This window comes from Streptococcus suis (genome assembly GCF_902702775.1).
Taxonomy (GTDB): domain Bacteria; phylum Bacillota; class Bacilli; order Lactobacillales; family Streptococcaceae; genus Streptococcus; species Streptococcus hashimotonensis.
In genome coordinates, this window is record NZ_LR738724.1 from 1466226 (window position 1) to 1479143 (window position 12918).

The 12918-nt window shown below is 41.0% G+C and carries 14 protein-coding genes; 6 read left to right on the top strand and 8 right to left on the bottom strand.

The features are described 5' to 3' along the window. Nucleotides 1–5: 5 nt before the first annotated feature. Nucleotides 6–2180, bottom strand: coding sequence for an alpha-galactosidase (locus tag GPW69_RS07245; protein ID WP_074391808.1), 2175 nt, complete (start codon nt 2178–2180; stop codon nt 6–8). 105 nt (nt 2181–2285) lie between these two features. Between GPW69_RS07245 and GPW69_RS07250 the strand changes: the two genes are divergently transcribed. Continuing rightward, on the top strand, nt 2286–3125 hold the full coding sequence (locus GPW69_RS07250) for an AraC family transcriptional regulator (protein WP_024384883.1): 840 nt from the start codon (nt 2286–2288) through the stop codon (nt 3123–3125). Between the two features lie 31 nt (nt 3126–3156). On the opposite strand, the gene GPW69_RS07255 is transcribed toward GPW69_RS07250, so the two are convergent. Both GPW69_RS07255 and GPW69_RS07260 read right to left on the bottom strand, forming a co-directional pair. Then, nucleotides 3157–4317 carry a MalY/PatB family protein gene (locus GPW69_RS07255; RefSeq protein ID WP_024384884.1) on the bottom strand — a complete coding sequence of 387 codons (1161 nt, stop codon included), beginning with the start codon at nt 4315–4317 and terminating at the stop codon, nt 3157–3159. A gap of 3 nt (nt 4318–4320) precedes the next feature. Continuing rightward, nucleotides 4321–5412 carry a cystathionine gamma-synthase gene (locus tag GPW69_RS07260; RefSeq protein WP_074391807.1) on the bottom strand — a complete coding sequence of 364 codons (1092 nt, stop codon included), beginning with the start codon at nt 5410–5412 and terminating at the stop codon, nt 4321–4323. A 474-nt stretch (nt 5413–5886) separates the two neighbouring features. On the opposite strand from GPW69_RS07260, the gene GPW69_RS07265 reads away from it, so the two are divergent. The 4 genes from GPW69_RS07265 to GPW69_RS07280 all read left to right on the top strand — a co-directional run bounded on the left by GPW69_RS07265 (nt 5887) and on the right by GPW69_RS07280 (nt 7494). Then, entirely contained in the window at nt 5887–6141 is a 255-nt protein-coding gene (locus GPW69_RS07265; protein ID WP_024384887.1) for a hypothetical protein, read from the top strand. Between the two features lie 9 nt (nt 6142–6150). Next, nucleotides 6151–6402, top strand: coding sequence for a hypothetical protein (locus GPW69_RS07270; protein WP_024384888.1), 252 nt, complete (start codon nt 6151–6153; stop codon nt 6400–6402). 80 nt (nt 6403–6482) lie between these two features. Then, entirely contained in the window at nt 6483–7232 is a 750-nt protein-coding gene (locus GPW69_RS07275) for a tRNA1(Val) (adenine(37)-N6)-methyltransferase (protein WP_024384889.1), read from the top strand. Then, nucleotides 7222–7494, top strand: coding sequence for a GIY-YIG nuclease family protein (locus GPW69_RS07280; RefSeq protein WP_024384890.1), 273 nt, complete (start codon nt 7222–7224; stop codon nt 7492–7494). Before GPW69_RS07275 ends, GPW69_RS07280 begins: the two co-directional genes overlap by 11 nt. An 18-nt stretch (nt 7495–7512) precedes the next feature. On the opposite strand, the gene GPW69_RS07285 is transcribed toward GPW69_RS07280, so the two are convergent. The 5 genes from GPW69_RS07285 to GPW69_RS07310 all read right to left on the bottom strand — a co-directional run bounded on the left by GPW69_RS07285 (nt 7513) and on the right by GPW69_RS07310 (nt 11842). Next, on the bottom strand, nt 7513–8124 hold the full coding sequence (locus GPW69_RS07285) for an FMN-dependent NADH-azoreductase (protein WP_074391805.1): 612 nt from the start codon (nt 8122–8124) through the stop codon (nt 7513–7515). A 122-nt stretch (nt 8125–8246) separates the two neighbouring features. Continuing rightward, nucleotides 8247–8654 carry a GNAT family N-acetyltransferase gene (locus tag GPW69_RS07290; protein ID WP_074391804.1) on the bottom strand — a complete coding sequence of 136 codons (408 nt, stop codon included), beginning with the start codon at nt 8652–8654 and terminating at the stop codon, nt 8247–8249. A gap of 130 nt (nt 8655–8784) precedes the next feature. Continuing rightward, nucleotides 8785–10365, bottom strand: coding sequence for a DEAD/DEAH box helicase (locus GPW69_RS07295; RefSeq protein WP_074391803.1), 1581 nt, complete (start codon nt 10363–10365; stop codon nt 8785–8787). A 422-nt stretch (nt 10366–10787) separates the two neighbouring features. Continuing rightward, nucleotides 10788–11381, bottom strand: coding sequence for a YitT family protein (locus GPW69_RS07305; RefSeq protein ID WP_024386456.1), 594 nt, complete (start codon nt 11379–11381; stop codon nt 10788–10790). 77 nt (nt 11382–11458) lie between these two features. Next, entirely contained in the window at nt 11459–11842 is a 384-nt protein-coding gene (locus GPW69_RS07310; RefSeq protein WP_074391801.1) for a PH domain-containing protein, read from the bottom strand. Nucleotides 11843–12068: 226 nt separating this feature from the next. Between GPW69_RS07310 and GPW69_RS07315 the strand changes: the two genes are divergently transcribed. Then, nucleotides 12069–12821 carry a hypothetical protein gene (locus tag GPW69_RS07315; RefSeq protein WP_074391800.1) on the top strand — a complete coding sequence of 251 codons (753 nt, stop codon included), beginning with the start codon at nt 12069–12071 and terminating at the stop codon, nt 12819–12821. Nucleotides 12822–12918: the final 97 nt, after the last annotated feature.

The window sequence follows — 12918 nt, forward strand, 5'->3', positions numbered from 1 at the left end:
TCCTCCTAGATTTTGTTAAAAATATATTGTACACTAAAATAATCTTTTTGAACATGTGGCATTGTAAGACCAATGTTCATCAGTTCATCCCCGTAGAATGTTTCTCCCAATTGAGGGCATTCATACAAGGCATCCGGGTCTAGCCCCTTCAACCGAACATGAAGCAAAGGCGCTTCTGGCTTGGCAAGAATTTTTACAAATGTAAAGACCGTTTGATTCTTATCTTGACTAACATAATTGGCAGCCCAAGTATTGCTCGTCTTTTTCAGACGGTAGAGCTGACCGAATTGTATAGTTTCACGAATGGAGTGATAGGTTTCGATTTGCTGACTGATTTCATCCAATTCCTTTTCCGAAAGTTTCGTTAAATCCAGCTCGTAACCAAATGCTCCTCCCATCATAGCCACATTGCCTCGTGTAGCAAGAGGTGTGATTCGACCAACCTGATGGTTTGGAACTGCAGAAACGTGTGCACCAATTGAGGAAGGGGGATAAATCAAACTAGTACCTTCTTGAATAGATAAGCGCTCAATCGCATCTGTATCATCACTTGCCCAAGCTTGTGGCATGTAATACATGATTCCCAAATCATTACGACCTCCACCGCCTGCACAGGATTCGAAAAGAATATCTGGGAACCGCTTGGTAAGGTGGTCTAATACACGGTAGAGACCTAGCATGTAACGATGGTGGAACTCAAAGCGCTGGTCATTTGCTAAACCTTCAGGAATATTGGTGATATTACGGTTCATATCCCATTTTACATAAGAAATATTGGCTGATTCTAATATGGAAGAGACGCTATCAATGATGTAGTCACAGACTTCCTGCTTGGTCAAATCCAAAACTAATTGTTCTCGGCTGTAGATTGGTAAGCGTCCTTCTGTGCGAATTGCCCAATCAGGATGCTCACGATAAAGATCGCTATCAATAGAAATCATCTCTGGTTCAAACCACAGTCCAAATTTCATGCCAAGCTCATTTATTCGCTCTGCTAAACCATTCAAACCATTTGGCAACTTATCCAAATTGACTTTCCAATCGCCCAATGAACTTTCATCATTGTTTCGTTTACCAAACCAACCATCATCCAGAACAAACAATTCAATACCAGCTCGACTTGCGACCTGAGCTAACTGTAAAATCTTTTCTTCTGTAAATTCGAAATAGGTCGCTTCCCAGTTGTTGATTAAAATGGGTCTTGGTTTGTTTACAAACGATGATCGAATGAGGTGTTTTGTGATAAAGTGATGACTATTTTGTGTCATGCCAGTAAATCCTTTATCAGTATATGATAAGAGAACTTCTGGAGTTTGAAACCGGTCATCCTTATCCAATTGCCATGAGAAATAGTGACTTTCCAATCCTAATCCCAATCGACTGGTTTCCATGGCTGTCGTTTCGACAAATGCTGTAAAGTTGCCACTATAGACAAGGTGGGCCGCATAAACATCGCCCTTGTCCTCACTTGCATCGGGTGAGGCTAGTGCTAAGAAGGGTGTTCTTGAGTGACTTGAAGCACCTCGAATGCTACCAATCGAATACTGACCTTTTGTCAATGGGGTCTGTGTCCACTCTTTTTCATAAGCATAGCGTCCTGTCAAGCTGTGAACAATGAAATCTTGATGTGGAAAATCAAGAGTTGCAGACAAGACCTTCTCTAGTTTGCATGGATATTTGCCAGTTTGAATTGTAGCTGACCGTGCGAGATAAGAAGCTTCTTCAAAAACAGAATACTGAAGTGTTACGGTAACATCTGTCAACTGATCATAAAGATCAATTTCAAGACTCTCTACCTCTTCTTGATTTCCAAAACTTGCTGGTAATCCCCTCAGTTCTTTTTTCCCCTTGTATAATCGATACTCTTTGTATTTTAGGTCAAGAGTAACCCCAAATTCGTTCCGAACATCTAGTGCTGAGGTTCTAAAATCTCCCAGACCATTGCTAGAATATTCGAGTGGGAGGACATCCAATGAGTATGTCCTGTCCCCAGTAATTGGACTCGGAGAAAACGATCGATCTAAATATGTTATTTTGTTTCCATCGCTAAATTTTTCGATTTTTTTCCCAAAATAACGATGAACCAGATCTCCTGTTTCCAACACTTGGATGATATAAGAGAATTCTCTTGTTTTCAGGTGAAAAATCTGTTTTTCATTATAAGTCTCAATCACATTCATCTCTCCCATCTCTTCTTTATGCTATTATTTTACAAAATGAAAACGCTTTATTTAATAGCCTTTTGTATTTAAAACATGTTATAATGTTTCCTAAGGAGGAGTAAGATGAATATTCTGAACATCTATAACGAGCTTGATAGTCACAACTTTGACCTAAATGTAGACCATTACGGTGCCGAACAATGTGACAAGGGCTATTCCTTCGGTCCTACTATCCGTAATAATTTTGTCCTGCATTTTATTACAAAAGGAAGAGGAAAAATTCTTGTTGATGGAAAAACAAGCTATCTTGCTGCAGGCGATTTATTTGTTCTTCCAAAGGATGTTTCCATTTTCTATCAAGCTGATGATATAGATCCTTGGACCTATATATGGGTTGGTTTTAGTGGTTCACGAGCAAAAGACCTACTGAATCAAAGTCAACTGCTAGAAAACTACTACCTCCACTCCAATCTAGAGTCACCAATTCTAGGCTACATGCATCAGATTAACCATGTTCAGATGCATCCCATCCCCTCTATCACAGAATTGGTCTTAATTGGCTATCTCAATCAACTCTTAGCAGCACTCATCGAGGAATTTCCAAGTGAAACATTAATTAAGCCTGAAACACAAACCAAGCATTATGTTCAGCAAGCCATCAAGATGATCCATAACCACTATGCTCATCCAATTAAAGTTTCTGAAATAGCAGATTTTCTAGCTCTAAGCCGAAGCTATCTCTATAAAATTTTTAAGCAGGAAACTGGCTATTCTATCAAAGATTATATTTTACAAGTAAAAATGAATCGTTCTTGTCAACTATTAGAAGATGCTTCTCGGAGTATCACTGAAATCGCCTATTCTGTCGGCTACCAAGACCCTCTTACCTTCAGCGCGGCCTTTAAAAATTATTTCCATATGAGCCCGACAGAATTTCGAAAAACACAAAAAAATAAGGATTAGGTGATTATACTTACACCTAGTCCTTATTTCTTTATCCAAAAACCTTACCAAGTCGCTGACAAGCTTCTTCAATGACATCAAATGGAGCTGCCACATTCAGACGTGCATGGTGCTTACCTTCCTTACCAAAGGTCAAACCATCATTCAAAATCAACTTCGCTTTACAATGAAGAATATCAAAGAGCTCCGCATGCTCTAACTCATAAGCAGAAAAATCAAGCCAGATGAGGTAGGTTCCCTGGGGCTTCATGACCTTGATCCTTGTATGGGTTGTCAAATACTCCTCAACAAAGTCTATATTTCTCTCCAAAATAACCTTCAACTCCTTCAACCACTCATCTCCATAAGTGAAAGCAGCTTCCGTGGTTAACAAGCCAATCGTTGGAATCTCGTGCTGATTATTTATCAATTGACGCTTAGCGAAAGTCTTGCGAATGCTTGGATTTTCAATGATTGCAAAGCTATTTTTTGTACCAGCAATATTGAAGGTCTTGGTCGCAGATGATAAGATGATTGAAAACTCTTTAAAACTTTCATCCACTGTGTTAAAGGAATAATGCTTGTGACCATATAAGGTCAAATCTTGATGGATTTCATCTGAGACAAGGATAACACCATGTTTCTGACAAAGACGTCCAATCGCCAAAACTTCCTCTCTTGTCCAAACCCTACCACCTGGGTTGTGGGGATTACAGAAAATATAGAGTTTAACTTGATTCTCTACAATGTCCTTTTCAAGCTGGTCAAGATCAAGCCTAAAAATACCATCCACATCAACTAGTGAATTGGTGACTAGCTGACGATTGTTTAATTTGACAGTCCGTGCAAAGGGTGGGTAGACTGGCGTGTTAATTAGGACTGCATCCCCTTCTTCGGTCAAAGATTGAATAGCTACAGATAAAGCAGGAACAACTCCTTCGATGAGTAGGATGGATTCTCTTTCAATCTTATAGCCATGCTGTCTATCTTCCCAGTCAATAATAGACTGATAGAGGCTATCACTAGCATAAGGATAACCAAAAACATGATGATCTGCGTAGTCACGGATAGCTTGGCGAATTTCTGGAAGTGGCTCAAAGTCCATATCTGCAATCCACAAGGGTAAGAGTTCTTTATCCGTCTCTACCTTTCTCCATTTTTCTGCATGCTGGGATAGGCGATTCGGACTATCTATAAAATTATACTGTGTCATATCTTATCCCTCCAAGGCTGTTTTTAAATCTGCAATCAAGTCTTCCGCATCCTCTATACCAATAGATAAACGAAGTAAATCATCTGTCAAACCGTAAGAATGACGGGTTTCAGCTGGAATATCTGCGTGGGTCTGAGTGGCTGGATAGGTAATCAGACTCTCTACTCCACCCAGACTTTCAGCAAAGGTAAAGACTTTCAGGGTGTTGAGAATATGGGGAATCCGACTTTCATCTACCACCTTAACAGAAATCATCCCACCTTTTCCTGTGTAGTAAACTTGCTTGACTGCTGGACTCTTCTCCAAATAGGCAACAATTTTCTGAGCATTTTGTGTCGCCCGCTCCATTCGAAGCGAGAGGGTTTTGAGTCCACGCATGAGTAAGTAAGAATCCAGTGGAGATAGGGTTGGCCCCGATGTATTTTGGTCATAAAAGAGCTTATCATATAGGGCTTGATCATTGGTCATCAAAGCGCCAGCTAGTACATCATTATGCCCAGATAGGTACTTGGTTGCTGAATGTAGGACAACGTCCGCTCCTAGAACAAGTGGATTTTGATAAATAGGGCTATAAAAAGTGTTATCGACAATTACCTTAGCACCTTTGGCATGGGCGATAGCCGAAACCTTAGCGATGTCAAACTCCACCATGAGTGGGTTGGTCGGCGTCTCCAGATAAACATAGTCTGTCTCTTCGGTGATGGCTGCAATCAGCTCCTCCTCGGTGTTTGCATAGGTAAATTGAAATCTACCGATACTCTCTTGCTCATTGAACCAGCGGAAGGAACCACCGTACAAATCACGCGCCGCTACCACTTGACTCCCTACAGGAAAACCATTAAAAAGTAAGGCCAGAGCAGCCATTCCCGAGCTCGTTGCTAGGGCATAGTCGGCTTTTTCAATAGCTGCCAAAGTCGTCTCTAGACTGGCACGTGTCGGATTTTTTGTTCTCGTGTAGTCATAACCTGTCGATTGACCAAACTCAGGGTGTTGATAGGTCGTCGAAAGGTGAATAGGGGAAATCAATGCCCCAGTTTTTTCATCGTTATTGATGCCAGTATGTGCCAAAATCGTATCAATCTTATAATCTATCATAACATCTACTCCATTCTAACTTACAATCTAGTCTAGCATGAAATAGGAGATTTGGTGTGAAAAATATCCAAAAATACTTATAGAAAAACAGCAAGCTTTGTTATAGTTTTTATTTATAACAATATCTCCCCCCTTACATATACTTGCTGGATTATCCATTATTAATTTGATATAATGACAAAGAGGTGGTCATTATGAAAATCAGATTCAACAAATACTTCTACCGTTTCAGTAATTTTTATTCTATGGTATTTTGGATTTGCTTTCTGCTACCAACTGCCAATGATAGCTTTGATCAGTGGCCACTCTGGTATACAAGCCTAATTCTAATAATCATTCCTATTCATATTTTCAGGGCTTTTTTCCTCAACGAAGAAAAGGAGCTCACTCGCATGGGCTACATCTTTCATTTCGGAATGATTGTACTGATTATATATCTTAGATTCGTGCTGAGTAAGTAGAAAGGAGTCTACTATGTTTAAGAACTTCAATACAGCATTTTATCGAACTTGGGAATTTTATTTCTCCATTCTTTGTATCCTACAAGTGATTTATGCTGCTGTAAATGGACCGTTTTGGTTTATCCATTTTCTCAAGCTTGGAATTGGACTTTATGCTGGTTATCTAGCTTTCTTTAAGTCACGTAGCTGGATTAAAAAAACATGGCAAATTTATCTGACGATTGGATTGATTGCTAGTTGGATAATCATTTCCTTCTTTGTATTGTGAGGATTTTATATGTTTAAGGAATTTAATAAAGAATTTTATCGGAGTTTGAATTTTTATTTGATGATATTGTTGTTGCTGGGGAGTGTAGGAGAATGGCTAGACAAGGGACCTAGCCTCTGGCTTGCACTCTTGCTCTTTGCTACTGTCGGTACTGCCCGTAGTGCCTTTTGGTCAAAAGAATGGACCTTGAAAGCAAATTGGCAAATCTATCTCTGTATCGCTTTCTTACTGGTTGGGGCTTGGATTGAATTTTTTAGTTAGATTGAAAGGAGCGTGATATGCGCTCCTTTTTTCTTCCAAAATGGACTGAGATTTTCTGCTAAAGATGGTATAATAATACCATGCAAAAAATTGAGTTATTAGACGGAGAGCGGATTGACCAGCTCTTCTCGACAGATGTTCAGATTATTCAAAACCGGAAGGTTTTTAGCTACTCGATCGACAGTGTCCTCCTTTCGCGTTTTCCAAAAATGCCTGCTCAGAAGGGGCTGATTGTTGACCTTTGTAGTGGAAATGGGGCAGTGGGCCTCTTTGCCTCCACACGCACCAAGGCTCAGATTATTCAGGTCGAGTTGCAGGAACGGTTGGCGGACATGAATCGCCGCTCCATCGCCCTAAATGGTCTGGAGGAACAGGTATCGGTCATCAATGACGACTTGGCAAACCTGCCCCAGTATAATTTGCGGTCCAAGGTTGATTTGATGCTCTGCAATCCTCCCTACTTCAAGGTAGACGAGGGTTCGAACCTCAATGAAAGCGAGCATTATCTTCTGGCAAGACACGAGATTGCAACCAACCTAGACAGCATTTGCCAGGTGGCCCAACAGGTGCTCAAATCCAATGGTCGCTTGGCCATGGTCCACAGACCCGACCGATTTTTAGATATTTTGGACACACTAAGAACCTACAAACTTGCTCCCAAACGTATCCAGTTTGTCTATCCCAAGGCCAGCAAGGAGGCCAATATGTTGCTGATTGAGGCTATCAAGGACGGCTCGGTGGACGGGCTGCACATCCTGCCACCTCTGGTTGTCCATGAAGAAAACGGCGACTATACTCCGGCTATTCATGAGATTTATTATGGAAAATAAGGCCTACTTTTATGTCTTGGAATGTGCCGACGGGAGTCTTTATACTGGTTATACGACTGATGTGGAGAAACGGCTTGCTACCCATAATCGTGGGAAAGGGGCCAAGTACACCCGCGGACGCTTGCCTGTCAGCCTGCTCTATCAAGAAGCCTTTGCTAGTAAGCAGGAAGCCATGTCCGCCGAGGCACTCTTTAAGAAACGCAGTCGGCAGAACAAGTTAGACTATATCGCAGAAATGCAAAAAAAGCCATGCTCCAAATGAAGCGTGGCTATTTTTTTATTAGAAATGTAGTAAAATTGTATCAATTTTCCCCATAGCTTCTTCAAATATCGCTTGAGCCTGGCTTGGATCAGCCGATTGTCCTTCGATAAAGACCTGATGGATGTCTTCAAAGCCCAGAAACTCAAAGATAGATTTGATGTATTGGGCTGCTGGATCTTGACCTGCGTAAACTCCACCATTGGACTGGATATGCAACAATTTTTTGCCCTTGACCAGACCGATAGAGCCCTCAGGTCCATACTTGAAGGTCAGTCCTGCAACGTTAATGGTATTAATCCATGACACTAATTGACTTGGCACATTGAGGTTCCAAAGGGGATTGACCACGACAATCTTATCTGCTGCAAGAAATTGTTGGGTCAAGGCATTGTAGCGGTCCAACTGCTCCGCTTGTTCAGGACTGATTTCTATACCTTTTTTTGCTGCTCCCATAGCCTCTAACAAGGACTTGTCTAAGGCGGGAATCTGGTCTTCAAAAACATCTACTACTTCAATCCGATCTTCTGGGTGCAAACTGGCGTACCGAGTTTGAAACTCTTCCAAAGCCCGCAAGGCGTAGGACCTTTGTGCGTCGAGGGGGTGGGCCTTTACAATTAATACGGTTGCCATTGTTCATCTCCTTTGTTACTAATTATTGATAGTTCCATTCTACTCTTTTTTATTTGAAATTCAAATCATTTGCTCAAAGCAAAAGGCTGGTCTCCCAGCCTCTGCTTTTTTAGATTGTTTTATTATTTTAAATAGGTGTAAGCGACACAGTCCAGGCTATCAACGGCTGTAAAGCCAATTGCCTCATAGAAAGATCGCGTTTTCTCAGTATTGTCCGTCAAGAGATGCAGCTGATAAATCCCTGAAAAGTGGGTAATGGCCTGCTCCAAAAGCTGACGCCCAATTCCTTGTCGCTGATAGGTTGGCAGAACCAAGATGTCCTGAATAAAAACGATTGAATGGCCGTCACCAACTGCTCGCAAGAGACCCACTAGACGATTACCGTCAAAGGCCGCAAGAACAAACAGGCTATGTTCCAAAGCCTTCTGTAACACGGCAGGCCGGTCAGTATAATTTGTCCAACCAACTGAAGCATAGAGTTCAAGGACAGCTTGAAAATCGAGTTGAGAATGTTGTTTGTAAGTAATCATGATCTTCTCCTTTGTATTGTTTTTTAGAATACAAAGGCTTTATCCATTGTCAAAATGCCCATGGTCTTACCTCCTGTTTTGCTACTTCTAGTATAACAAAAACCGCTCCAATTAGGAAGCGGTTTTAAGCTTATCTCTCGCCTTTATTACGGATAACAAAGCCTGTTTTCTTTTCACTTGATGTGCGTTGGTGTGGTTTTTTGTTGTCCTGACGGCGGTTGTCACGTTTGAACTTGTCATCACGACGGTTGCGGTCGTTACGATCACCACGGCGTCCTCCGCGGTCTCGGTTGCGGTCACCGTCACGACGGCCACCACGATCACGGTCGCGACCACCACGGCCACCCTTGCCCTTAGCTTGACCAGGTGCAAACTTGAATGGCAAAGGTTTTTCACGCGCAATTTCTACCTCTGGCAGGCTTTCTGGATCCTGAACAGTCAAGGTCAATACATAAAGCGCTAACTCTTCAGGGGTAAATTCAGCTGCCAACTTGACTGCATCTTTCTTGAACTTATCGAAATTGCTACGGATAGTTTCATCCGCCATTTCGCGCTCAATCTTTTTCAAAGCAACTTTCTTCTTAGCTTCGAATGCTTCCTGAGCAGTTGCTGGTTTGAGACCTTTCATACGTTTCTTGGTCAAATCTTCGATGATTGCCAAGTAGCCCATCTCGTTTGGCGAAACAAAGGTAATAGACTGACCTGATTGACCTGCACGACCTGTACGACCGATACGGTGAACATAGCTTTCTGGATCCTGTGGAATATCGTAGTTATAGACATGCGTTACACCTGAAATATCCAATCCACGCGCCGCAACGTCCGTCGCAACAAGGACGTCAATCTGGTCATTTTTAAAATCACGAATAACACGTAGACGTTTGTTCTGATCCAAATCTCCGTGGATACCTTCCGCACGGAAGCCACGCAATTTCAAACCACGAGTCAATTCATCAACACGGCGCTTAGTACGACCGAAGACGATAGACAATTCAGGCTGGTCAACGTCCATAAGGCGTGTCATGGTGTCAAATTTTTCATGTTCTTTGACACGGATATAGTATTGGTCAACGTTAACGTTGGTCAATTCCTTAGCCGCAATCTTAACGTGCTCAGGCTCTTTCATGAATTTGACACCAATACGCTTGATTGGCTCTGGCATGGTCGCAGAAAATAGGAGAGTCTGGCGACTTTCTGGCACACGTTCAATGATCGCTTCAATATCGTCCAAGAAGCCCATGTTGAGCATTTCATCAGCCTCATCAAGAATGAGGGTTTCAACGCCGTCAAGTTTGAGGGCTTTGCGTTTGATCAAGTCCAGTAAGCGTCCTGGTGTACCAACAACGATGTGGGCACCTGAGCGAAGGGCCTTGATTTGTTTTTCAATGCTTGATCCACCGTAAACAGAGCGGACTTTCACACCCTTTTCACGACCAAATTTGAAGAGTTCTTCCTGACTCTGCACCGCCAACTCACGCGTTGGAGCAATAATCAAGGCCTGAATTGCTTGATTGTTTGTATTAATCTTGTTGAGAGTTGGCAAACCAAAGGCTGCAGTTTTCCCTGTCCCCGTCTGCGCTTGACCAATCACATCTTTTCCTTCCAGAGCAAGCGGAATGGTCTGCTCCTGGATTGGTGACGGCGTTTCAAAACCAGCCTTCTCAACGGCAAGCAAAATATCTTCTGATAGATTTAATTCAGTAAATTTCAATGTATTCTCTTTTCTAAAAGGCAGTGCGAAGCTACCTTATCTAACTTTTTTTGTAACAAGATATCAGGGTCGAACCACTGATATTGGATTTGTAACTTACCAAGTATAACACAATCTAACAATAATAGTTAATATTTACCTTTAAAAAGTCAATAATACGTTTTCATGAGGAGTCCATCATTTTTATAGACATTTGAACTAGCTTTGATACATAGACACTTTCGGTTTGCCTTACTCTAGTACCAGCTCCTTGTCTGAAAGTTATACTAAATCAGACATTGTCGACTTAATTTGATGAACTTCAGTTCTATCTGCATCTGCGTCGCCTAGTCTGTTTTTGATTTTCATTGAGTATTAATTCATTCGACTATAAGAAAAGAGAAAACTAGTTATACATGCACAACTGGGTTTCTCTTGTATTTTTATTTATGATTATTCTTTTTCAATGCTTGCAAGAACCAGTCCAAACTTTTACTGATAATGACAACCATTACCAATGTCCAAAATGTTTTTACAAGCCCAATTTTAAAAGCCAAAGGAGTTACCACAAATACATCAAAAATGAGAATAACGGTGGAAATCTTCCATTTGAAATATTTATTACACAACAATGCAATAATATCACTTCCTGCCGTGGACCCGTTTCCATAAATGACTAGAGCCATTGATAAACCTGTCACCAATCCCGCCAAGAGAGCAGAGGGAATCAGGGGCAACCATTTTATTTGCAGAAAAGTCGTATAATGCATGGTTAAGGACATAGTAGCAACCGCTAAGAAAGTATAGAAAACCGTTAACTTACTCAAAAAGCGATAGGCTAATACAATCAAAATCCCATTCAAAACAAAACTGGACAGACTTGTTTCAATCCCTGTCGTATAAAACAAAAGTAGGGTAACACCAGTAATCCCACCTTCGCCAAATTCATGTGGAATGATGAGCATATTCAAAACAAGGGCATATAGGATTGCCCCAAAACATATCAATAAGCAGTCTCTCCATTTTATCTGCATCATATCCTCTCCTCACAAACATTCCACCTTAGTATATCAAAAAAAGCAGAAAGCGGATAGCCACTTTCTGTACTTTTTTCCTATTTTCCTAAGACTGCTGAAGCCAGTGCTTTTTGAATAGCAATAACACTCTTATCGCTCTTAAACTGAAGAATTTCAGCAGGTTCAACAGCCGATGAAATCCATATTTTCAGCTCAGCATCTAAGTCAAAATGACCAGAGGTTTCTACCGTAAAACGTGAAATCGAGCGGTAAGGAATCGATTTATAAGATACCTTTTTCCCAGTCATTCCTTGCTTATCGACCAAAATCAATCGATATTCTGTAAAAACAATCAAATCACGAACCAGACTAAATGCCACCTCAACCTGTTCATTATCCAGTAGAACATGCTCCAATTCCTGTTCAATCTTATCATTATCCATTTGCGAGGCATTACCTAGTAAACCTGAAAATAGTCCCATAATATGGCTCCTTTGGTATTTTTCTATAGTATAACATAAAATAATGAAAATAGGCTACTTTGTCCTTGGCAATCATACGTCACAACACTTCCGCTCCCCTTCTTCATCTACTTCTGTAAGGCGAGGAGGCTCGACACTTCTTCCTCACCTCTGTACACTAATATAGCCATTGACAGAGCAAACAAACTATAGTATATTGAAAAAGGGGGAACAGAAGGAGAATATTATGGAAAACACAGCTACTCAAGCTTTCGAAGAACTCGTTGCGGAACAGAAAAAGAAACGTAATCGCATTCTTGGAATAATCATCACTGTCTTTACGACTATTATCGTATTTTTTGCCTGTCTTGCATTATTCAAATATAATAGTGGCAACATTAGCGGTACATGGCGCAATTCCCAAGCTGAACAAGACATTGTCGAAACCAGTATCAAGGAATTGCAAAATCAACTTCCAGGTATCGATAAAACGTGGATTGATGCAACTTATACGATGACAGTCGTAGATAAGAAAGCTGTCTTCACCGCTACAACAAGCTTTGATATTCCTAAAATCGCAAAATTAACCTTGGATCAAGCTTACAAGGTAATGTTAGAGGAAGCACAAAAAGAAGCAAGTTCTCTAGGAATTTCCGTAGAAGAATACTTAACAACCGCTCTCGGAGCAGACTATGAAAAGCACTTGAAATCATTTCTACCTACACAAGCTGAGGCGGAAAAAGAATTTCATAAGTACCAAGACGAGTATGCTAAAGAACTAGGTGCCACATACAATCAAGAAACTGGTACTATCTCAGCTACCTTTTTCGAGGGAGAAGTCGATCGGCTCTTCCATACCGTGACCATTACAAAAATTAATGACGCAGCTATCAACCAGCTAACTACATATGATATTGCTGTAAAAGATATTATTTCCTATTCTCGCAAGGGAAATACCACCATTATTAACGGAAATGAAGAATTTACTCTAGAAAAATAACAAAACAAGGACGAGTTGTACAAAGCTCGTCCTTTTATGATTTTCATATCAAGATGTAGCCTATATACTCAGAAGCTTGTAATGCTTAATTGCTTTA